The sequence below is a fragment of the Proteus vulgaris genome (genome assembly GCF_023100685.1).
GTDB lineage: Bacteria > Pseudomonadota > Gammaproteobacteria > Enterobacterales > Enterobacteriaceae > Proteus.
The window spans coordinates 3,503,504-3,524,733 of record NZ_CP090064.1 but is presented as its reverse complement, the minus strand read 5'-3'; the positions used below and the strand labels follow the sequence as shown (position 1 = coordinate 3,524,733).

General features: G+C 37.3%; 20 protein-coding genes. 13 read left to right on the top strand and 7 right to left on the bottom strand.

What is annotated here, in order from left to right; genetic code table 11:
• Positions 1-30: 30 nt before the first annotated feature.
• Both LW139_RS16930 and rlmM read left to right on the top strand, forming a co-directional pair.
• Positions 31-426 carry a DUF423 domain-containing protein gene (locus tag LW139_RS16930; protein ID WP_109409076.1) on the top strand — a complete coding sequence of 132 codons (396 nt, stop codon included), beginning with the start codon at positions 31-33 and terminating at the stop codon, positions 424-426.
• Positions 419-1,516: a 23S rRNA (cytidine(2498)-2'-O)-methyltransferase RlmM gene (gene rlmM / locus LW139_RS16925; protein ID WP_166539374.1), complete on the top strand. Its 1,098-nt coding sequence runs from the start codon at positions 419-421 to the stop codon at positions 1,514-1,516. The genes LW139_RS16930 and rlmM overlap by 8 nt, the downstream gene beginning before the upstream one ends.
• A 131-nt stretch (positions 1,517-1,647) precedes the next feature.
• Here rlmM and xni read toward each other — a convergent pair whose 3' ends face one another.
• The 3 genes from xni to queF form a co-directional block, all read right to left on the bottom strand.
• Positions 1,648-2,397 (bottom strand): flap endonuclease Xni, encoded by a 750-nt coding sequence (gene xni / locus LW139_RS16920; protein ID WP_098941999.1) that lies wholly within the window; start codon positions 2,395-2,397, stop codon positions 1,648-1,650.
• Between the two features lie 6 nt (positions 2,398-2,403).
• On the bottom strand, positions 2,404-3,771 hold the full coding sequence (gene ppnN, locus LW139_RS16915; RefSeq protein WP_088494686.1) for a nucleotide 5'-monophosphate nucleosidase PpnN: 1,368 nt from the start codon (positions 3,769-3,771) through the stop codon (positions 2,404-2,406).
• A 91-nt stretch (positions 3,772-3,862) separates the two neighbouring features.
• Entirely contained in the window at positions 3,863-4,708 is an 846-nt protein-coding gene (queF, locus tag LW139_RS16910; protein WP_227336014.1) for an NADPH-dependent 7-cyano-7-deazaguanine reductase QueF, read from the bottom strand.
• A 156-nt stretch (positions 4,709-4,864) separates the two neighbouring features.
• Here queF and syd point away from each other — a divergent pair, with 156 nt between their 5' ends.
• The 6 genes from syd to LW139_RS16880 all read left to right on the top strand — a co-directional run bounded on the left by syd (position 4,865) and on the right by LW139_RS16880 (position 10,838).
• The gene (gene syd / locus LW139_RS16905; protein ID WP_167395485.1) at positions 4,865-5,416 is read left to right on the top strand and encodes a SecY-interacting protein; all 552 of its coding nucleotides are present in this window, start codon (positions 4,865-4,867) and stop codon (positions 5,414-5,416) included.
• Between the two features lie 464 nt (positions 5,417-5,880).
• Positions 5,881-6,204, top strand: coding sequence for a YqcC family protein (locus tag LW139_RS16900; protein WP_227336013.1), 324 nt, complete (start codon positions 5,881-5,883; stop codon positions 6,202-6,204).
• An 8-nt stretch (positions 6,205-6,212) separates the two neighbouring features.
• A complete protein-coding gene (truC, locus tag LW139_RS16895) occupies positions 6,213-6,977 on the top strand; it encodes a tRNA pseudouridine(65) synthase TruC (RefSeq protein ID WP_109409072.1) in 765 nt (254 codons plus the stop codon).
• Between the two features lie 302 nt (positions 6,978-7,279).
• The gene (ptsG, locus tag LW139_RS16890) at positions 7,280-8,731 is read left to right on the top strand and encodes a PTS glucose transporter subunit IIBC (RefSeq protein ID WP_109409071.1); all 1,452 of its coding nucleotides are present in this window, start codon (positions 7,280-7,282) and stop codon (positions 8,729-8,731) included.
• Positions 8,732-8,853: 122 nt separating this feature from the next.
• On the top strand, positions 8,854-10,329 hold the full coding sequence (locus LW139_RS16885) for a hypothetical protein (protein WP_247850281.1): 1,476 nt from the start codon (positions 8,854-8,856) through the stop codon (positions 10,327-10,329).
• A gap of 65 nt (positions 10,330-10,394) precedes the next feature.
• Positions 10,395-10,838, top strand: a complete 444-nt coding sequence (locus LW139_RS16880; protein ID WP_109409069.1) for a flavodoxin — start codon at positions 10,395-10,397, stop codon at positions 10,836-10,838.
• A gap of 161 nt (positions 10,839-10,999) precedes the next feature.
• Here LW139_RS16880 and LW139_RS16875 read toward each other — a convergent pair whose 3' ends face one another.
• From LW139_RS16875 to map, 4 genes are all read right to left on the bottom strand, one after another.
• Complete coding sequence (locus LW139_RS16875) at positions 11,000-11,386, bottom strand: DUF3461 family protein (protein WP_006535910.1); 387 nt, start codon at positions 11,384-11,386, stop codon at positions 11,000-11,002.
• A 70-nt stretch (positions 11,387-11,456) separates the two neighbouring features.
• Positions 11,457-12,281 carry a 2,3,4,5-tetrahydropyridine-2,6-dicarboxylate N-succinyltransferase gene (gene dapD / locus LW139_RS16870; RefSeq protein ID WP_247850280.1) on the bottom strand — a complete coding sequence of 275 codons (825 nt, stop codon included), beginning with the start codon at positions 12,279-12,281 and terminating at the stop codon, positions 11,457-11,459.
• A gap of 34 nt (positions 12,282-12,315) precedes the next feature.
• Positions 12,316-14,961: a bifunctional uridylyltransferase/uridylyl-removing protein GlnD gene (gene glnD / locus LW139_RS16865; protein ID WP_247851235.1), complete on the bottom strand. Its 2,646-nt coding sequence runs from the start codon at positions 14,959-14,961 to the stop codon at positions 12,316-12,318.
• A gap of 154 nt (positions 14,962-15,115) precedes the next feature.
• The gene (gene map, locus LW139_RS16860) at positions 15,116-15,913 is read right to left on the bottom strand and encodes a type I methionyl aminopeptidase (RefSeq protein WP_072070011.1); all 798 of its coding nucleotides are present in this window, start codon (positions 15,911-15,913) and stop codon (positions 15,116-15,118) included.
• A 598-nt stretch (positions 15,914-16,511) separates the two neighbouring features.
• On the opposite strand from map, the gene rpsB reads away from it, so the two are divergent.
• The 5 genes from rpsB to ispC all read left to right on the top strand — a co-directional run bounded on the left by rpsB (position 16,512) and on the right by ispC (position 21,144).
• Positions 16,512-17,237, top strand: a complete 726-nt coding sequence (rpsB, locus tag LW139_RS16855) for a 30S ribosomal protein S2 (protein ID WP_036934040.1) — start codon at positions 16,512-16,514, stop codon at positions 17,235-17,237.
• Positions 17,238-17,372: 135 nt separating this feature from the next.
• Positions 17,373-18,224, top strand: a complete 852-nt coding sequence (gene tsf, locus LW139_RS16850; RefSeq protein WP_109409066.1) for a translation elongation factor Ts — start codon at positions 17,373-17,375, stop codon at positions 18,222-18,224.
• A 136-nt stretch (positions 18,225-18,360) separates the two neighbouring features.
• Positions 18,361-19,089, top strand: a complete 729-nt coding sequence (pyrH, locus tag LW139_RS16845) for a UMP kinase (RefSeq protein ID WP_198623361.1) — start codon at positions 18,361-18,363, stop codon at positions 19,087-19,089.
• Between the two features lie 112 nt (positions 19,090-19,201).
• A complete protein-coding gene (gene frr / locus LW139_RS16840; RefSeq protein ID WP_166539365.1) occupies positions 19,202-19,759 on the top strand; it encodes a ribosome recycling factor in 558 nt (185 codons plus the stop codon).
• Between the two features lie 191 nt (positions 19,760-19,950).
• Positions 19,951-21,144 carry a 1-deoxy-D-xylulose-5-phosphate reductoisomerase gene (gene ispC, locus LW139_RS16835; protein WP_166539364.1) on the top strand — a complete coding sequence of 398 codons (1,194 nt, stop codon included), beginning with the start codon at positions 19,951-19,953 and terminating at the stop codon, positions 21,142-21,144.
• Positions 21,145-21,230: the final 86 nt, after the last annotated feature.

The window sequence follows — 21,230 nt, the reverse complement described above, 5'->3', positions numbered from 1 at the left end:
AATATCTTCTAAATTAGGAAGGAATAAACAGTGAATAGTCGTACATTGCTTATGTTTTCCGCGATTAGTGGCTTTTTTTATGTCGCTTTTGGTGCATTTGCAACGCATAAGTTAGCACCTCATTTATCGCCACAACATTGGGAATACATCCAGTTAGCGATGCGTTACCAGATTGTACATACCTTGATACTTGTCGGGATCGCAGCAATATTAATGCGAAAAACCATCTTATGGTTTTATTGGGCGGGTATTTTCTTTAGTGTTGGTATTCTACTTTTCAGTGGTAGCCTTTATTGTATGGCGCTAACACAAGTTAGATTGTTATCTTATTTTACGCCAATTGGTGGGTTTAGTTTTCTTATTGGTTGGACTTTAATTTTTATTGGCGCTTTGCGTCTAAGGGCACCGGCGTCTCGCCATGAATAAAGTTGCATTATATTGTCGCCAAGGTTTTGAAAAAGAGTGCGCGGCTGAGATTACGGATAAAGCAGGTCAAATCGGCGTTTATGGCTTTCCTCGTGTTAAAGAGGGAAGTGGCTATGTGATTTTTGAATGCTACCAAGAAGGTGAAGCAGACAAAATTGCACGTGAAGTAAATTTCCGTGAATTAATTTTTGCTCGTCAGATGTTTGTGACAGGTGAATTACTTAAAGATTTACCGCCAGAAGATAGAATTACACCAATTGTTGGAATGCTAAAAGGTGCTGTTGAAAAAGCGGGTGAACTTCGAGTTGAAGTTGCTGATACTAACGAAAGTAAAGAGCTATTAAAATTTTGCCGTAAATTTACGGTGCCATTACGTAATCATTTACGTAATGAAAAAATTTTGCTGAAAGTAGAGAATTTTAGCCGTCCTATTATCCATGTGTTTTTCATTGCACCGGGATGTTGTTATGTTGGTTATTCTTATAGCTTTAATAATTCCGCATTCTATATGGGTATTCCTCGATTAAAATTCCCATCAGATGCACCAAGTCGTTCGACACTGAAACTTGAAGAAGCATTTCATATCTTCATTCCTTATGACGAGTGGGAAGAGCGCTTAGCTAGTGGAATGAAAGCGGTAGATTTAGGAGCATGCCCCGGTGGTTGGACATATCAATTAGTGAAACGCAGTATGATGGTACATGCTGTTGATAATGGTCCAATGGCACAATCTTTGATGGATACAGGGCAAGTTCGTCATCACCAAGTTGATGGTTTTAAATTTGAACCTACATCTAAAAATATCACATGGCTTGTCTGTGATATGGTTGAAAAGCCAGCTAAAGTTGCTGCGTTAATGACAACTTGGGTTGCCAATGAATGGTGTCGTGAAGCTATCTTTAACCTAAAATTGCCAATGAAAAAGCGTTATGAGGAAGTCTCTCATATCCTTGAAAAAATAAAGTCAGAGTTAGCTGAAAAAGGGGTTAACGTTAAGATCCAAGCTAAGCAACTTTATCATGATAGAGAAGAAATAACTGTTCATATTCAAAATATTTGGGCTGCTTATCGACCCGATCGTGAATTCTAAAAACGTTCAAAGCACATCGATTTATTGATGACAATAAAAAGCTAAGCTTATAAATTGAAGCTTAGCTTTTTTAATGGGATCTCGTTATTTAAGGATATCTGCTCGTTGAATTTTAATAATAGAGAGCTTAGCTATTTTAAACGTAACTGTTGTAGATTACCGTTTAATTGAATATCAGTGCGTAATGTTGTGATTTTCCGACTGATAAATGCAGACTCTTTATGGGTAATAAGTTTGTTTTGCCATTTAGTAGGAACATCATCAATATGCTGATAGAGCGATTCTAGATCTGGGTGAATTTGTAAAAGCTCGGTGGCACTTTTAGGTCCAATACCAGGAACGCCTGCAACCTTACTGCTGCTTACGCCTGTTAATCCCCAATAATCAGTAAGCTGAGATGGCTCGACACCAAATTCTGCTCTGATAAATTCTAAATCTAACCAACGTCGTTGAAAATAATCGCGTATACGAATAGAGGGTGAAAGTAATTGGCAATAACCTTTATCCGTTGAAATAATCGTGACTCGAAAACCCGCACTCGCCACTTTTGTTGCCAATGTTGCAGCAACATCATCCGCTTCATCACCGCCAGAGTGCCAGCTTTGTATTCCTAAATTGAGTAACATTGCTTTAATTTCTGGCAATTGTTGACGCAGGTCATCAGGCATTGGTGTGCGACCTGCTTTATAATCAGGTAAGAGTTGATGTCGCCAACTACCGTCTCTGTCATCTTCATCAAAGACCGCTACGGCATGAGTAGGTTGGGTGTGACCAAGCAGTTGGTTGACGCTCTGTTCACACACAGTCTGGCAGGAAGAACCTGATGCCGCATGAATGCGGCGGATCAGGTTTAAAGCATCAATAATCAGCAAATGTATCATAATAAATTAGCTGATAATCTCATAACATGGTTGGTAAGCTGTACCGCCTGGAAGTTTCATACGATGTTGCTCAACAAAGCCCGCTAATAAAATATCCATGCGCCGCATAATTTCACGGTCACCATGAATTTTATAAGGGCCGTAAGCTTCAATCGCCTTCATACCTACTTCTTTTACGTTACCTGCAACAATACCAGAGAATGCACGACGTAAGTCAGCGGCTAATTTTTCAGGTGATTGATCGGTGCTTAAGTTAAGTGATGCCATATTTTCATGTGTTGGTTCAAAAGGATGCTGTAAGTCAGCATTGATTTTCATTGACCAGTTAAAGCTATAAGCATCACCAGTACTACGACGATTATCTTTTACCAATGGCATATATTTTTTCATAATGCGAGCCACTTCAGGCGCATCATCAATAATAATTTGGTAATGGCGTCGAGCCTCATCACCTAATGTATTTGCGATAAAATCGTCGAGTACATTAAAGTAATCAGCACTCTCTTTCGGGCCAGTTAAAATCAGTGGTAATACTTGATCTTGGTTTTCTGGAGACATAAGAATACCAAGTAGATACAGTAATTCTTCGGCAGTTCCCACACCACCAGGAAAAATAATAATACCATGTCCAATACGAACAAAGGATTCCAGACGTTTTTCAATATCTGGCATGATAATCAGTTCGTTAACCAATGGATTTGGTGGCTCAGCCGCAATGATTGAAGGCTCTGTCATACCAATAAAACGGCTATTTTTATATCGTTGTTGAGCATGGCCGACCGCAGCACCTTTCATTGGTGCTTCCATCGCTCCTGGACCACAACCTGTACAAATATTAAGTTCTCGTAGCCCTAATTCGTTACCCACTTTTCGGCCATAAAGATACTCAGTTTCATTGATAGAGTGGCCACCCCAGCACACAATCATATTAGGATCTTCATCGATATGAAGGGCCCTAGCATTACGCAAAATAGAGAAAATAGTGTTAGTGATATGAGTGCTATTTTCTAAATTAAGGTGCAGGTCACGTTTGGCTGTTGTGATTTGTCCATGAACAAACAAAATGTCACGAAGTACAGCAAATAAGTTAGCTTGCAGTGAACGAATAATTTTTCCATCAACAAAGGCGTCTTCAGGAGGATTGACTAACTCTAATTTAACGCCACGTTCACGGCGCAGTACGTTAATATCAAAATCTTGGTATTTAGATAACAGTTCTTTACTACTATCAGTAAGGCTACCAGAGTTGAGGACAGCAAGAGAACAATTACGAAACAGTTGGTAAAGATCACTGCTTGCGGTTCTCTTTAGCATATCAACTTCTAGCTGTGAAAGCAGATCCATGGAACCTAATGGGCTGACATGAGTTATCACGTAGGACTCCTTTTTCTCCTGAAATAACAAACTGAAGTGCAACTGATCTTGGTATAACACAGATCATATTAACATACAGGCATTATTCCTATTATTGTCTGGCTAATCGACTGACTTTTGGAACAAACTCACAATTACTACGCCAAGGATTGATATCTAATCCACCACGTCGCGTATATCTTGCATAAACAGTTAATGTTTCTGGCGCACAAAATTGCATGATGTCGTGAAAAATTCGCTCAACACATTGTTCATGAAATTCATTATGTTGCCTAAATGAGACTAAATAACGTAGTAATTTTTCACGATCAATTTTTTTGCCTTTATATTGGATAGCGACAGATCCCCAATCTGGTTGATTGGTAATAAGGCAGTTTGATTTTAACAGATGACTGACTAGAGTCTCTTCAACCAGTGTATCGGTTGTCGATCCGTTTAACCATTGTGCATCAAACTGATAATTATCGATTTCAATGTCTTGTTCATCAATACACTCTCCAGCAAAATCAACAATAGATTGTGATGTAAAATGTGAAAGTGGGTAAATAGTCAGATTCACTTTACCTTTAGCACAAGAAGTTAAATCTTTAAGTAAGGTTTTTTCAACGATATCCCAGCTTTCAAAGCGAGTTTGGTTAAAACTGTTGAGATATAGTTTAAAGCTTTTAGATTCAATGAGGTTTTCCGTCTTTGCATCTAATTCAACATGACCAATTGCAACTTGTGGTAACCCTTTGCTATTAAGCCAAGAGAGTTCATACATAGTCCAAATATCACCACCATGAAATGGCAAATTTTCAGCAGTTAAAGAAAGTGAGTCTCGGTTTAGGCTACGAGGAACGCCTTGTAATAATTCGGCATCATAGTGATCATGATATTGAGTCTTTTTGCCTAAAGATAATGTTTCAAGAGATTTATCACCTTGATATAAAGACATAATTTACATCCTAACTTTAACTGAAAATAAAAGAAGGTTAATTATACTATTGAAACATCAATAGTATACGAATGCTTTATTTTTGATGCTCTGAATTAATAACATAATCAGGTAACATAAAGGCTAATTTTTATTTAATAGATAAAGCTGATAACCGTGATTGAAAATATTTCCTCTGAATTAAAAGCCTTCACCCAAAAATATGTTGAGTTATGGCAAGAAAAATCAGGTTTACCTCCTGCGAGTGAAGATCTCTATGGTGTTCCTTCCGTTTGTATTTCAAGAACAGGTGATGAAGTCGTTTATTGGCTACCTCAACCTTTTGTGGGAACGGATAAACTAGAAAAAGTTGAAAAAGCGATGGGGATTATTATTCGCCCTGAATTACATAATTACTTTACCACTCAGTATGCGGGAGATATGCAAGTTCGCTTTAGAGATACACACTTGAGCTTAATCCAAGTTTGGAGCGAAGAAGATTTTATCCGCCTACAAGAAAATATTATTGGGCATTTGGTGACACAAAAGCGGCTGAAATTAACGCCAACTTTATTTATTGGTACAACAGATTCAGAAAACGACATAATTTCTGTATGTAATGTTTCTGGCGAAGTTATTCTTGAAACTTTTGGTCAAAAGAAAAGAAAAGTTTTAGCGGAAAATTTATCTGTTTTTTTATCAGAACTAGTCGTGGTGTATAGTGAATGATGTAGTCTTAAAACTATTCTTTGTGTGAGACATATCTTACAAAAAAGAGTCTGTTTTTTTAGATAATGGGTCCTTGTATAAGAGTAAATTTGATTTATTTAAGTAGAGCAATAACTTAATAACCTATTGTTTTTATTTATGGTTATTTCTATTTGATTGCTTTTATTTTGTGGGTTGTTTAACTAATCAATTATTGGCATTCTACGTTCACCAACTAAAGGACTGCTTGGTGGCCGATATAATGTAAAGTAATCAAGGGCACAGGAAATAGGATATTTCCATTAATGTGGATACAGACTTAATCACAGGGATAGATAAAACGGTCTTGCTTGGATGCATGTGTTGTACAGACAGCTATTTTTCTTGTCTAAAAGGAGTTTCGGCTCCTTTTATTTTTTTATTTGTTTTCTGCTATTCCATCCCAATGTTATCCTTATTCGTAAGTTTTATATAAGGAACACATGATGACAGCAGAACAACGTATTTTAGCGAAATTGCTCTTAATCGAAAAAGAGATGAAGAACATTGAGCTATGGCAATTAGGATCACCGACTGAGCAAGCATTTGAAAGTATTGAACCTTTTTGTATTGATACAATGAGTGCTCATGAATGGTTACAGTGGGTATTGATTCCACGATTGTCATCAATGATTGAAAATGAGATGCCATTACCTAATTCATTTGCAATCGCGCCTTATTACGAAGAAGCATTCAAAGATGATGAAAGTCGCGACTTTACTGATTTACTTAATCATCTGCGTGAACTTGACGCAATGTTTAAATCATAAGGTTGACAATGCTAGATATTATTTATCAAGATGAATATCTTGTTGCGGTGAATAAACCTGCGGGCTGGCTTGTTCACCGTAGTTGGCTCGATAGACATGAAACGGTGTTTGTGATGCAAACACTGAGAGATCAAATAGGGCAACATGTTTTTCCTGTACACCGTTTAGATAGACCTACGTCTGGTGTTCTATTAATGGCACTCTCTTCAGATGTTGCTAGGGCTCTTTCTCAATCTTTTGAACAACATAAGACAGAAAAAATTTACCATGCCGTTGTCAGAGGGTATGTTGAAGAAGCGTTAGTGATTGATAGTCCTTTAGTGGAAGAGTTAGATAAAATTGCAGACAAATTTGCAACTCAACCACCACAAATTCAAGAATGTGTAACACATTGCCAGCCATTAGCAACCGTTGAAAAAGAGGTTGCGATTGGGCGCTATCCTACATCTCGATTTAGTTTATTAGAATTGCGTCCTGAAACAGGTCGTAAGCATCAATTACGTCGCCATATGTCTCACATTCGCCATCCAATTATCGGCGATACTGCTCATGGTGATCTACGTCAAAACCGTGGTGTTGTAAATCATTTTCAATCTCATCGCTTGATGTTACATGCAAGCCATCTAAACTTAATTCATCCAATCACATTGCAACCGCTTAATTTAACGGCGAAATGGGATCTCCCTTGGCAACACCTTATTAATCAATTTGGTTGGCGTGGATTAAGATCTGAATTAGAGCAGTATGGCGAAGATTTATCTCATCACTTTTAATTCCTTTCTTATTCAAAATATTGATTTCTACATGTGACTATCAAGGCTTTTTTACTTAAGTCTTGATAGTTTGCGCAAATTTATAATCTCTATTAACTATTTGTAAAATATATAATTCTATAAATTGATCTGATCACATGCATTGAAACGTGACAGCTATCATGTATTCATTAAGCGATTTATTTTATGATGTGAAATAAATAAGGCTTATCATTAGATAAGTTTATGAAATAAAACCCACACTACTTTAAACAAATAAAAAACTTACAACATATAAAACCCACACTCCGGGAGTCTGCTTGATGTTTAAAAACCTATTTGTTGTTTTACAAAAAATCGGAAAGTCCTTGATGTTACCGGTATCTGTATTGCCTATTGCCGGTATTTTATTAGGGGTTGGTTCTGCAGATCTATCATGGATCCCCTCTTCTGTTTCTCAAGTTATGGCAGAAGCTGGTGGTTCAGTTTTCTCTAATATGCCGCTTATTTTTGCCATTGGTGTTGCATTAGGCTTTACCAATAATGACGGGGTATCAGCGCTAGCTTCCGTAGTGGCTTACGGCATTATGTCTAAAACCATGATAGTGGTTGCTCCTTGGGTTTTAGGGCTTTCACCAGCTGAAATTGAGGCACAACATCTTACTGATACTGGTGTGTTAGGGGGGATTATTGCAGGTATTATTGCGGCTTCCATGTTTAACCGCTTTTATCGCATCAAATTACCTGAGTATTTAGGATTCTTTGCAGGTAAGCGTTTTGTTCCTATTATTTCGGGATTAATTGCTATTTTTGTTGGGATTATCTTAGCTTTTATTTGGCCTCCTATCGGTACCGCTATCCAACGTTTCTCTGAATGGGCAGCCTATCAAAACCCAGCTGTTGCTTTTGGTATTTACGGTGTTGTAGAGCGTGGATTAGTACCATTTGGTTTGCACCACATCTGGAATGTACCGTTCCAAATGCAAGTGGGTGAATATGTAAATAGTGCAGGACAAGTATTCCACGGTGATATTCCTCGTTATATGGCAGGTGACCCAACCGCTGGTATGTTGTCAGGTGGCTTCTTATTTAAGATGTTTGGTTTACCTGCTGCCGCTATTGCGATTTGGCATTCAGCACGCCCTGAGAATCGTGTAAAAGTGGGAGGGATCATGATTTCTGCGGCATTAACTGCCTTCTTAACAGGGATCACTGAGCCTATTGAGTTCTCATTTATGTTCGTCGCTCCAATCCTTTATGTTATTCATGCTATTTTGGCTGGTTTAGCGTTTGTTATTTGTATCTTGTTAGGTATGCGTGATGGTACAAGTTTCTCTCATGGCTTGATCGACTTTATCGTATTAAGTGGTAATAGCAGTAAGCTGTATCTATTCCCAATTATTGGCATACTTTATGCCATAACTTATTACTCAATTTTCCGTTTTTTAATCGTGAAACTAAACCTGAAAACACCAGGTCGAGAAGTTGAAGATAAAAACGCAAAACAAGCGGATAAAAGCGCGATGGGGCAATCTTTAGTTGCTGCTTTTGGCGGTAAAGACAATATCAGTAGTTTAGATGCATGTATCACACGCTTACGCATTGGTGTAAAAGAGATCGATAAGGTTGATCGTGATGAATTGAAAAGATTGGGCGCTGCTGGTGTAGTTGTAGTCGGCTCTGGTATTCAAGCAATTTTTGGTCCTAAGTCAGATAATCTAAAAACTGAAATGGATGAATATATCCGGTCTTTGGACACGACTGAACAAGAATAAATTATTTTTGATTGAATTATAAAAACACTCTTATGTGTAAACAAAGAGTGTTTTTTTATTGAAATAATATAGATGATAATTATGTAATTCTCTTAGGTATTAATCTGAATCTAGGAGGAAGTATGAATTCAACATTATCGATAGTAAATAATAAAAAATTTGTACTCTTACTAGAAGATAGTAAAGAGGCCTATTTTGAAGAAAAAGATTTATTTTCATTTATAAAATATAGAGGTGAAGAACTAAAGATCTTCAATAAAGATAAGAGGTTTATATTTTCAAAATTTAGTTGTGAATTAAAAAGTACATTTGAAAAGTATATTTTAAATAATAAAAATAGATTGGAAAAATTAAATAAAATTATTATTGAAGAGGGGTTGGTTGATAAAATAAAGATCTTTGATGGAAAAGTAGATGTGTTAAACTTAAATAGTGGTGATGATCTTAATCGTTTGTTTTCTTCATTGTTGAGGAATAAAAGTAAACATAGTACACTCTTTAAAATGTTATTTAGTGATAATAATATATTAATTAATAACTTCATCTCCAAAGATAAAAAAGAAATTTTTCATAATATTGAAAAAATTGCAAATAATATAAATAGCAATGGGGTTTTATCATTATTTAAAAGTAGAAAAAAAACAGAAATATATGATAAAAAGATGTCAGTAATGTTGGAGGTTCAATCAATAAAGCCTGAAATTATGCGAACCGAAAATGATTACACTAGTAAACCAATAGATACTGGGGGTTGTAACAAAATAAGGCATAATAAAAAAGAAGAATGTAGTGATGACTTAAGGGAAATAAGAAAAGTAGATAATGAAAAATCAAAGATAATAAAAGAAGTTAATGAAGGAAAAGAAAGGTTAAATAAATTTTTAGACGTCTTAAATGAAGGGTCACTTAATGTTATTAGATCTATAATTCATATATCTCATTTTATTAATTGTAATGATAAAAATATTGACGAGAAATTTATTAATGAACTTGATATTGATGTCGATAAATTAATAGATAGAATTGATAATATTAATTTAAATGGTGATTTCTTTAAATTAAGCACTGAAGATTTGAAAGTGAAATTAAATGAATTAAATTTAATTTTTAGTGAGCTTGATAAAAATAAAAAAAGAATAGCTATGTTTAAAGAACATAAATTAAACACTATTTATGAAGGGACTAGTTCATATAAACTCTTTACAATTAATCAGAATGGCGTTGATTTTAAAAAATATTTTTTTGATAAAATAAGAGACGTTTCTTCTCAATTGTACCTTTATCATGGTTCATTAGAAAACCCTAAGGGACTCTTCTTTAGAATATATAAATATTTGTTTCCTAATAAGTATCTAGAAAAACAAAAGAAAAGTCATAATGCTTTTAATCAATTAAATATGTTATATAAAAATTTGTTCTGTTTGCTGCAATCTAAAGATTTTAAAAATAATTCAGTACCTAAATGGGCATGTAAATTAGTGGCTAAAACAATAAATGAATCTATACCTATGAATGATATTTTTTGGCAATTATCTAAAGAGCGAACAGAATGGAATAAAATTTATAAAGAATTTATTCTTGAGAAAGAAGGTGCATAATTTGTATATTGATAACGGTAGTATGTAACTTTCTATGTTTGTTGATAGATGGAATAGAGGATATTATGGCTAAAATCGGTATTTTTGTAGGTACAGTTTACGGAAATGCATTAGCGGTTGCTGAAGAGGCTCAACGTATTTTACTTGAGCATAAACACCAAGCTAATGTTTATGAAGAAGGAACTCTTGCGGATTGGAAAAAATATTCGACCGTATTAGTGATAACGTCGAGTACAGGGCAAGGGGATTTACCTGATACTATCGCACCTTTATTTCATGAACTGCGTGATAATTTGGGGTATCAGCCACACTTAAGTTACGGCTTAATTGCTTTAGGTGACAGTAGTTATGACCATTTTTGTGGTGCAGGTATGCAATTTGAAGCGCTATTACAAGAACATCAAGCCAAGCGTATTGGAGAAATATTAAAAATAGACGGTATGGATGTCGCAGAGCCAGAAGTATTTGCAATAGATTGGATAGAGAATTGGGTTAGTCAATTAGGTTAATTGAGAAAACAATTTAGTAAATCTAATTGGTCAATATGAAAATGAGTAAAGTGTCATATTTTAAATACCGCTTATTTCTATTTTATCAGAAAATAAGCGGTATTTTATGTAAAACTAACGTCTTAAATCGACTAAAATTAATTAGCCTTTGTGTCATATTATCAACGACGGGTTAGTTTTTCTAAATCAGCTTCAATTTCAGCAATCTTATTTGCAACAACATGTTCAAGATGGCGTAAATCGTCCAGAATTTTATGTTTTAAATCGACTTCTACTTGGTCTTGTTGGCAAATTTGATCTAATTCTTCAATAACATAACGTAAGTTAGTATTGATTTCATTTACTTCTTTAAAACCTTGCCCTGATTGACCATCAGAAATCGTTTTACGTTGACGCGGATATTTAAATTTTACGCTTTTTGCAAAAAATTCACCTTTATCTTTGCGAAAATAGATTTTTAAAATATCGTTGTTAGCTTCTTGGCGTAGGGTATAGCGGTCAATATCTTCAGGATGCGGGATCCCTAAATTTTTTAAATTATCGTACATATATTGGCACCTGATAGAAAAATGGGTGAAAGAATAGCGAACAGAATTAATTCTATCCGCTGTTCTTATATTAGTCGATAGTTCTTAACAATTCATTAATACCAACTTTTCCGCGTGTTTTAGCATCCACTTTTTTTACGATCACTGCACAGTACAGACTATAACTCCCATCTTTAGACGGTAAATTACCTGACACAACGACAGAGCCGGCGGGTACTCGGCCATAATGTACTTCGCCCGTTTCTCTGTCATAAATTTTGGTACTTTGGCCAATATAAACGCCCATTGAAATAACTGCACCTTCTTCGACAATTACGCCTTCAACAATTTCAGAGCGTGCGCCAATAAAACAATTATCTTCAATAATGGTTGGGTTTGCTTGTAGTGGTTCTAAAACACCGCCAATTCCTACACCGCCAGAGAGGTGAACATTTTTACCGATTTGAGCACATGAACCTACTGTTGCCCATGTATCGACCATGCTACCTTCATCGACGTAAGCACCAATGTTGACATAAGATGGCATTAAAACAGTGTTGCGGGCGATATAAGCACCTTGTCTAACGGCTGCTGGAGGGACAACACGAAAACCTTCTTTTTCAAAACGATCTTGGTCATAGTCAGCGAATTTCATAGGTACTTTGTCAAAATAGCGACTTTCACTGCCATCTATCACTTGATTGTGATTAATACGAAAAGAGAGTAGAACCGCTTTTTTCAACCATTGATGAGTCACCCACTGACCGTCAATTTTTTCCGCCACTCGCAGTTTCCCGCTGTCTAACTGTGCAATAACGTTATTAATTGCGTCACGAATATGAGGCTCAACGTTGTTTGGAGTGATATCGGCACGATGTTCAAAGGCGTTATCAATAATAGATTGTAATGCTTGCATCAATAGTATTTCCTATATGTATTGTCGTGGGTTCCTATATTTTATCCTTTGAAACTAGGGCTTTTGTCAACCTTTCTACGACTTCATCCTTCATTTTTTGGTTTAATGCCTTATTTTCGCTATCGGTTAATACGAAGAAATCCTCAACACGTTCACCTATTGTGGTGATCCTTGCGCCATGTAATGACAATGAAAGATCAGCAAAAACTTTACCAATAATTGCTAATAATCCTGGGCGATCTCGTGCAAATAATTCCATATAAGTGCGTTTATTATGATTAGACGCAACAAAGTTAATTTTTGTTGGAACATCAAAGTGGCGTAATTTTGCAGGCAGAGAACGTGTTTTCGCGTTGTTGTTATAAGGAGCTGATACAACTTGGATCAAAGCGTTGCGGATAGCATTATATCTATCAGTAGCTAGAGGCTTACCATTAGGCTCTAACACAATAAAGGTATCCATAGCCATATTATCGCGGTTAGTAAATATTTGTGCGTTATGGATGCTTAAATTACGTCTATCAAGTTCACCTGCAACGGAGGCAAAAAGAGAGGGTCTATCTGCGCACCAAATAAATATTTCTGTGCCACCATGTTCTGTTTGTTGGCTGATTAATACCATGGGATCAGCACTATTATGTTTAATTAAAGCAAGGGCATGCCATGCAATCTGTTCTGGTGTGTGCCGCAAAAAGTAATCGGCGTGACAACGCCCCCAAATTGCTTGCAATTTTTCTTCATCAACATGCTCTGTACGTAAAATAGTTAGTGCTTGCAAACGATGATGACGGATGCGTTCACGTAAATCAGGAATAGAATGCATACCTTGGCGTAATTGGGCTTCTGTAGATAGAAAAAGCTCACGTAATAAGCTCTGTTTCCAACTATTCCATAGACTACTGTTGGTTGCGCAGATATCAGCAACAGTCAAACATAAAAGGTAACGTAATCGACTTTCATTTTTTACTTCTGATGCAAATTGAAAAATGATGTCGGGATCTTGAATATCACGTCTTTGTGCTGTGACAGACATAAGTAAGTGATGACTAACTAACCATTCAACTAATGCTGATTCCCTTTGATTTAAACCATGTTGTTGGGCAAAGTGGGCAACATCTTGAGCACCTAGCACAGAGTGATCACCATGCCGACCTTTAGCTATATCATGAAAGAGTGCAGCTAAACGGAGCAATTCAAGCTGTGGCAGTTGTGGGTAAATATCAACACAGAGTGGGTGTTTTTCATGATTTTCTGGGGAACCAAAGCTTTCGAGCTTTTGTAAAACACGGATAGTGTGTTCATCAACAGTATAAGCATGGAATAAATCAAACTGCATTTGCCCCACAATGTTATTCCATTGTGGAAAATAAGCTGCGAGTACACTGTGTTTGTGCATAGGAATAAATGCACCAGAAACAGCATGAGGATGACGCAAAATCTGCATAAAAACTTGGCGTGCTAGTGGGTACTCACACAAAGGCTGAACTAAATGACGGCGCGCATAACGTAAATGGCGTAATGTTGTAGAATAAATTCCAGTGATCTCTTTATGCTCTGCCATACGCAAAAATAGGCGCATAATGGCGATAGGATCATCAAGAAAACAGCTATCATCGATAACATCAATCAAAGAGCCTCTTAGCTGGAATTCATTATCTAATGGTCGAGGTTTTACATTGGGTTGTAAAGCAAGGATGGCTTCATCAAATAACTGAAGCAGCATATCGTTTAACTCACTAACACGGCGAGTAACGCGATAATAATCCTTCATCATTTTTTCAACCGGCTGATTGCCTTCTCCTTGATAATTTAAGCATTGAGCAACGTTAAGTTGTCTATCAAATAGTAGGCGATTATCGTAGCGAGAAAGCACTAGGTGTAATGCAAAACGAATTTTCCACAGAGTGTATTGGCACTCTAGTAATTCTTGTCCTTCTGCGGGAGTTAAAAAGCCAAAGTTCACCATTTCTGAGATGGAGGTTGCACCAAAATGTCGATGAGCGACCCAAATTAAAGTATGAATATCGCGAAGACCGCCAGGGCTACTTTTAATATCTGGTTCTAGGTTATAGCTGGTACTATGAAATCGTTGATGTCTTTGTTTTTGTTCTTCTATTTTGGCTGCGAAAAAATCAGGTGATGGCCAAAATCCTTGGCTGAAAATATGATTAATTAACTGTTGATAAAGTGATTGATTACCACAAACCAAGCGAGCTTCTAGCAAATTTGTCGCTACCGTTAAGTCAGAGAGACCTTCTAAAAGACACTCTTCCATTGTTCTAACACTGACACCGATCTCAAGACGTACATCCCAAAGTAAGGTAATTAATTTACTGATTTTTTCGGCTATTTCTGGTGATAAAGCTGAATCACTTAAAAATAGAAGGTCAATATCAGAAAGGGGGTGTAGCTCTTCTCTACCATAACCACCAACAGCAATAATACTAAGGTCAGGATAATCAGATAATTGAGTATAACGCCATAATTGAGTTAAGAGTTGGTCAATGAAATGGCTACGGGCTTGAAGCAATAAAGTTACATCGACATTGTGGTGAAAAGCATCAGCTAACCAAGACTGAAATTGTTCGATAGATTGTTTTAGTTCAGTGTGATTTTGTGTGTTTTTCGTCAGCAAAAAAGGGGAAGGGGGCTGTGTTTGAAATACGTTATTAGTGGTCATCATTCGTCTTCTTACTCAATGTTTGCTTATAGCATTAAGACTAATGTTAAAACGATAACCTGACTAGCAATTCTGTTATTCCATTATAAATAAAATAAAAAAAGCGACACATCTCGAAAGAATATGTCGCCTTTACACTGTAAACTGAAGAGTATTATTCGTTAATTAAAACCGCAGAAATAAATGGTTCTTCTTCTTTGCGTAATGTCATGATTTCACAGCCGTTATCAGTAACGACTAAGGTGTGTTCATACTGTGCAGACCAGCCTCTGTCTTTGGTTTTAACAGTCCAGCCATCTTTCATTGTACGAATACGGTAATCACCAGTATTAACCATAGGTTCAATGGTGAATGCCATCCCTTTTTGTAACACCACACCACTATCATCTGCATCATAGTGGAGGACTTGTGGTTCCTCATGGAATCCTTCGCCAATACCATGGCCGCAGTATTCACGAACAACAGAAAAATCATGCCCTTCAACAAATTTTTGAATAGCTTTACCCAGTTCACGTAAGCGAATACCTGGTTTTACCATTTTAATTGCTAAATATAGGCTTTCTTGGGTGATGCGACATAAACGCTCACCTTGAATGGTCGGTTTTCCTACGATAAACATTTTTGAGGTATCACCATGAAAACCGTCTTTAATAACAGTGACATCAATATTAACAATATCACCATCTTTAAGGATTTTTTCTTCGCTAGGAATTCCGTGGCAAATAACATCGTTAACAGAAATACAAACTGATTTAGGGAAACCATGGTAGTTCAGACAAGCAGGGATTGCTTGTTGTACATTAACAATATGTTCATGACAAATACGGTCTAATTCAGCGGTATTTACGCCAGGTTTTACGAAAGGTGCGATAATTTCAAGAACTTCTGCCGCAAGACGACCTGCGACGCGCATTTTTTGAATATCTTCTTCTGTCTTGATTACAATAGCCATTTGAGTTCTTCGTCTAGATTAAGGCCACAATACGCATGACATAACACAAGTTGGTTGTTTCATATTTTGTATTGCAGGTTAAATGAATGATGATGAGAAATAATTCTGATTACCATTTATGATATCAGCAGAAAGTAGGCATGCCAATAAAGAGGATGTGTGTAATCTGTCTAATATCGAGAATAATTACGAACATTACGCCTTCTGAATCTGATTGTCTTTACATATTGCGCTTTTCTCTTTGGCTTTTTTTATAGAGATTTGATATTAGAGCAATATTCATAGTAATCACTTTAATAATCTCTTTTTTTCTCTATTTAATATCGCCAGTTTTATGTCAAATTCGCCATTATCAAACACAAGTAATAGTGGTTTCTTAAGGTTATTTATGGTATAAAGCGCGCCGGAGTTCTGTTATTGCATCACATCTAGAGCAGTAACAGTAAATCTGAACATTCAATTGTGTTAATTACACACACAAATCGGCACATAACGCCGGGGTGCTCTTATGTAAAGGTTAAACCTTTACAGCTGATGAGTCGGTCGTATGGGATTTGTGGACGAAATAACCCCAAATTTAAATTTATAGAGGTCTAAAATGGCAACTGTTTCAATGCGCGATATGCTGCAAGCCGGTGTTCACTTCGGTCACCAAACTCGTTACTGGAATCCAAAAATGAAACCATTCATCTTTGGTGCGCGTAACAAAGTTCATATCATTAACTTGGAAAAAACTGTTCCAATGTTCAATGAAGCTCTGGTTGAACTGAACAAAATTGCTTCTCGTAAAGGCAAAATCCTGTTTGTTGGTACTAAGCGCTCTGCCGTTGAAGCTGTTAAAGAAGCAGCAGAAAGCTGTGACCAGTTTTTTGTAAACCACCGCTGGTTAGGCGGTATGCTGACTAACTGGAAAACTGTTCGTCAGTCAATCAAACGCCTGAAAGATTTAGAATCTCAGTCTCAGGACGGTACTTTTGACAAACTGACCAAGAAAGAAGCGTTAATGCGTTCTCGTGAACTTGGTAAGTTAGAAAACAGCCTGGGTGGTATCAAAGACATGGGCGGTTTACCTGACGCTCTGTTTGTTATCGATGCTGAACACGAACACATTGCTATCAAAGAAGCAAACAACCTGGGTATCCCAGTATTTGCTATCGTTGATACTAACTCTGATCCAGATGGTATCGACTTCATTATCCCTGGTAATGACGATGCAATCCGTGCGGTTAAATTATATCTGACCGCTGCAGCTACAGCTGTTCGTGAAGGTCGTTCTCAAGATCTGGCTGTTCAGGCTGAAGAAGGCTTAGTCGAAGCTGAATAATAAGGCATGCTCGTAAGAGCCCTTATTTAACCAGGTATTGCTATATATTGGTTAGGGGGCCTCAATAGGCCCCCTTTACACATCTGCTATGAGAACATCTATGGCTAGTCCATAGAAAAGTCGAGGAAGAAACAAATGTCTGGAATTACCGCTGCATTGGTAAAAGAACTGCGTGAACGTACTGGCGCAGGCATGATGGAATGTAAAAAAGCGCTGGTTGAAGCTAATGGTGATATCGAATTAGCAATCGACAATATGCGTAAATCAGGTCAAGCAAAAGCGGCTAAAAAAGCAGGCCGTGTTGCTGCTGAAGGTATCATCCTTGCAGAAGTTGCTGCTGATGGTAAATTCGGTGCGCTGGTTGAACTGAACTGTGAAACAGACTTCGTTGCTAAAGATGCTGGTTTCATCGCTTTCGGTAAAGAAGTTATGGCTACTGTATTAGCAGACAAAACTGATGATATCGAAGCTCTGAAAGCTAAATTTGAAGAAGCTCGTACTGCATTAGTTGCTAAAATCGGTGAAAACATCAACATTCGTCGCGTTGCTGTATTAGAAGCTGAAGAATTAGGTACTTACCTGCACGGTGCTCGTATCGGTGTTTTAGTTTCAGCTAAAGGCGCTAACGAAGAACTGATCAAACACATTGCTATGCACGTTGCTGCAAGCAAACCAGAATATGTTCGTCCTGAAGATGTTCCTGCTGACGTTGTTGAGCATGAGCACCAAATTCAGATGGATATCGCAATGCAATCAGGTAAACCACGCGAAATCGCAGAAAAAATGGTTATCGGTCGCATGAACAAATTCACCGGTGAGATTTCTCTGACTGGTCAGCACTTCGTAATGGAACCAAGCAAAACTGTTGGTGAACTGCTGAAAGAAAACAATGCTGATGTTATCAACTTCGTTCGTTTCGAAGTAGGTGAAGGTATTGAGAAAGTTGAAGCTGATTTCGCAGCAGAAGTTGCTGCAATGAGCAAATAATAACGCTTAGCGTTAATAGAGCCGCCTAATGGCGGTTCTGTTTTGTTTTAATCTCCACTGACCGTTTGCTTTTTTTTGTTAAAAAGAGAAGCTATCTAAAACCTCCAATTAACTAATCTGCTTAGGACAGAACACCATGGCAACCAATGCAAAACCCGTATATCAGCGAATTTTACTAAAGCTGAGTGGCGAAGCTCTACAAGGCGCAGAAGGTTTCGGTATCGATGCGAGCGTACTTGATCGCATGGCTCAAGAAATCAAAGAACTCGTTGAATTGGGTATACAAGTCGGTGTCGTAATTGGCGGTGGTAACTTGTTCCGTGGCGCAGGTCTTGCGGCGGCAGGTATGAACCGTGTTGTGGGCGACCACATGGGAATGCTCGCGACAGTAATGAATGGCTTAGCAATGCGTGATGCATTGCATCGTGCTTATGTTAACGCACGGCTTATGTCAGCATTTCCACTAAATGGTGTCTGTGATAACTACAGTTGGGCGGAAGCAATTAGCTTATTACGCCATGGTCGAGTCGTTATTTTCTCGGCTGGTACAGGCAATCCATTCTTTACTACCGATTCAGCTGCGTGTTTACGCGGTATTGAAATTGAAGCTGACGTTGTATTAAAAGCAACGAAAGTGGACGGCGTTTATTCAGCCGATCCAACCAAAGATCCTGATGCAGTACTTTATGAACAACTAACTTATCAGGATGTATTAGAACGTGAATTGAAAGTCATGGATCTTGCTGCATTCACATTAGCCCGAGATCATAATTTACCTATCCGCGTATTCAATATGAATAAACCGGGTGCATTACGTCGGGTTGTAATGGGTGAAAGTGAAGGAACTTTGATTTCTCACGCTTAATACACAGAGACAACGGTATAATTTGGCGTTAACATCAAGAGTACGCCAATTCATTTATGTCGATATAGTTTGATATCGACTGGAAGATAACCAGTTCCCAAGGGTTTATAACGTGATTAATGAAATCAAAAAAGATGCTCAAGAACGCATGGATAAAAGCGTTGAAGCACTAAAAAGCCAGATTAATAAAGTTCGTACTGGTCGTGCGTCTCCAAGCCTTTTAGACGGTATTGTAGTGGAATACTACGGAGCGCCAACCCCATTAAACCAAGTTGCTAACGTTGTTGCAGAAGATGGCCGTACACTGGCAATTACGGTTTTCGACCGTACTTTAGCTCCAGCTGTCGAAAAAGCGATTATGGCATCAGATTTAGGTTTAAACCCTTCATCTGCTGGTACGATTATTCGCGTTCCACTGCCACCATTAACAGAAGAACGTCGTAAAGACCTAATCAAAGTTGTTCGTGGTGATGCAGAACAAGGCCGTGTTTCTGTTCGTAATATCCGTCGTGATGCTAACGATAAAATAAAAGCATTACTGAAAGATAAAGAAATCAGCGAAGATGATGAACGCCGTTCTCAAGATGACATTCAGAAATTAACTGACATGTTCATTAAAAAAATTGATGAAGCATTAGCACTGAAAGAAACAGAGTTAATGGAATTCTAATTTTATATCTTTTTTTGATAATGCCGCTTTTAGCGGCATTATTTTTGGTTATTTATTTGAAATTTCGTGCTTAATATCTTCTTTTTGTCACATTATTTATTAAAGTTTTCATCTTTCTCCCTCATTTACCTTGTCATACTGATATAATTCTCTTTAATTAAAACGTTGTAGACATACTGATTGATTAATAAATGAAACAAATAACTATATTAGGCTCAACAGGGTCTATCGGAACGAGCACACTTTCCGTTATTGAAAATAATCCTGGTGAATATCAGGTTCTTGCCCTAGCAGCAGGAAAAAATGCAAATAAAATGGCGCAACAATGTGTCACTTTTCAACCTAAATATGCTGTGATGTCTGATGAACAAAGCGCAAATCAGCTTAGACAGTTACTCGCCAATACATCCTGTAAAACAGAAATCTTATCCGGCTCCCATGCAATTAATGAGATAGCAGCACTCGATGAAGCTGATCAAGTCATGTCTGCGATAACCGGTGTTGCTGGACTAAAACCAACACTTGCAGCTATAGAGAAAGGTAAAAGAATTTTATTAGCCAATAAAGAATCACTGATAACCAGTGGGCGTCTTTTTTTTGATGCGGTGGCTAAATATGGTGCAACTGTATTGCCGATTGATAGTGAACATAACGCGATTTATCAAAGTTTACCTAAAGCTATCCAAGAAAATTTAGGCCATGCATCTTTAGCTGATGAAGGCGTGACCAGTATATTACTAACGGGTTCAGGTGGGCCTTTTCGTTATACCCCGTTAGAAGAACTAGAGGCAATGACGCCAGACCAAGCTTGTGCACATCCAAATTGGTCGATGGGGCGAAAAATCTCAGTTGATTCAGCAACAATGATGAATAAAGGGTTGGAATATATTGAAGCTCGCTATTTTTTTAATGCTTCAGAAGAAGAAATGGAAGTAATTATTCACCCTCAATCCGTTATTCATTCAATGGTTCGCTACCGTGATGGCAGTATTATTGCTCAAATTGGTGAACCTGATATGAGAACACCGATTGCGTACTCAATGGCTTATCCTCATCGTACTCAATCAGGTGCAAAAGCATTAGATTTTTTTGAGATTCAATCGCTAGAGTTTATTCGTCCAGATTATCAACGTTACCCTTGTTTAGCACTTGCCATTGAAGCATCTAAGCGTGGGCAAGCGGCAACAACAGTGTTAAATGCGGCTAATGAAGTCGTTGTTGATGCTTTTTTACACGAAAAAGTGAAGTTTACTGATATTGCTAAAATTAATCGCAAAGTTGTTGAACATTTTGACCTATCAGAGCCTCAAAGTATTAATGATGTTCTAGAAATTGATAAATTAGCCAGATTAGAAACTCATCAGATAATCACTCAATTTGTATAATGGTGATTATATTTAATATAGGGTGTTTGTTCGTCTTTCTGGCTAATGGTATAGTTGCCGAATCACTAAAGACAATAATGAAAATT

Bases quoted from the DNA above. Each gene is read 5' to 3' on its own strand.
- pyrH (WP_198623361.1), top strand. From the start codon at position 18,361: ATGGCAACCAATGCAAAACCCGTATATCAGCGAATTTTACTAAAGCTG.
- LW139_RS16875 (WP_006535910.1), bottom strand. From the start codon at position 11,386: ATGTACGATAATTTAAAAAATTTAGGGATCCCGCATCCTGAAGATATT.
- glnD (WP_247851235.1), bottom strand. From the start codon at position 14,961: ATGACCACTAATAACGTATTTCAAACACAGCCCCCTTCCCCTTTTTTG.
- map (WP_072070011.1), bottom strand. From the start codon at position 15,913: ATGGCTATTGTAATCAAGACAGAAGAAGATATTCAAAAAATGCGCGTC.
- xni (WP_098941999.1), bottom strand. From the start codon at position 2,397: ATGATACATTTGCTGATTATTGATGCTTTAAACCTGATCCGCCGCATT.
- tsf (WP_109409066.1), top strand. From the start codon at position 17,373: ATGTCTGGAATTACCGCTGCATTGGTAAAAGAACTGCGTGAACGTACT.
- ptsG (WP_109409071.1), top strand. From the start codon at position 7,280: ATGTTTAAAAACCTATTTGTTGTTTTACAAAAAATCGGAAAGTCCTTG.
- LW139_RS16885 (WP_247850281.1), top strand. From the start codon at position 8,854: ATGAATTCAACATTATCGATAGTAAATAATAAAAAATTTGTACTCTTA.
- rlmM (WP_166539374.1), top strand. From the start codon at position 419: ATGAATAAAGTTGCATTATATTGTCGCCAAGGTTTTGAAAAAGAGTGC.
- LW139_RS16880 (WP_109409069.1), top strand. From the start codon at position 10,395: ATGGCTAAAATCGGTATTTTTGTAGGTACAGTTTACGGAAATGCATTA.
- dapD (WP_247850280.1), bottom strand. From the start codon at position 12,281: ATGCAAGCATTACAATCTATTATTGATAACGCCTTTGAACATCGTGCC.
- ispC (WP_166539364.1), top strand. From the start codon at position 19,951: ATGAAACAAATAACTATATTAGGCTCAACAGGGTCTATCGGAACGAGC.
- LW139_RS16900 (WP_227336013.1), top strand. From the start codon at position 5,881: ATGACAGCAGAACAACGTATTTTAGCGAAATTGCTCTTAATCGAAAAA.
- queF (WP_227336014.1), bottom strand. From the start codon at position 4,708: ATGTCTTTATATCAAGGTGATAAATCTCTTGAAACATTATCTTTAGGC.
- rpsB (WP_036934040.1), top strand. From the start codon at position 16,512: ATGGCAACTGTTTCAATGCGCGATATGCTGCAAGCCGGTGTTCACTTC.
- truC (WP_109409072.1), top strand. From the start codon at position 6,213: ATGCTAGATATTATTTATCAAGATGAATATCTTGTTGCGGTGAATAAA.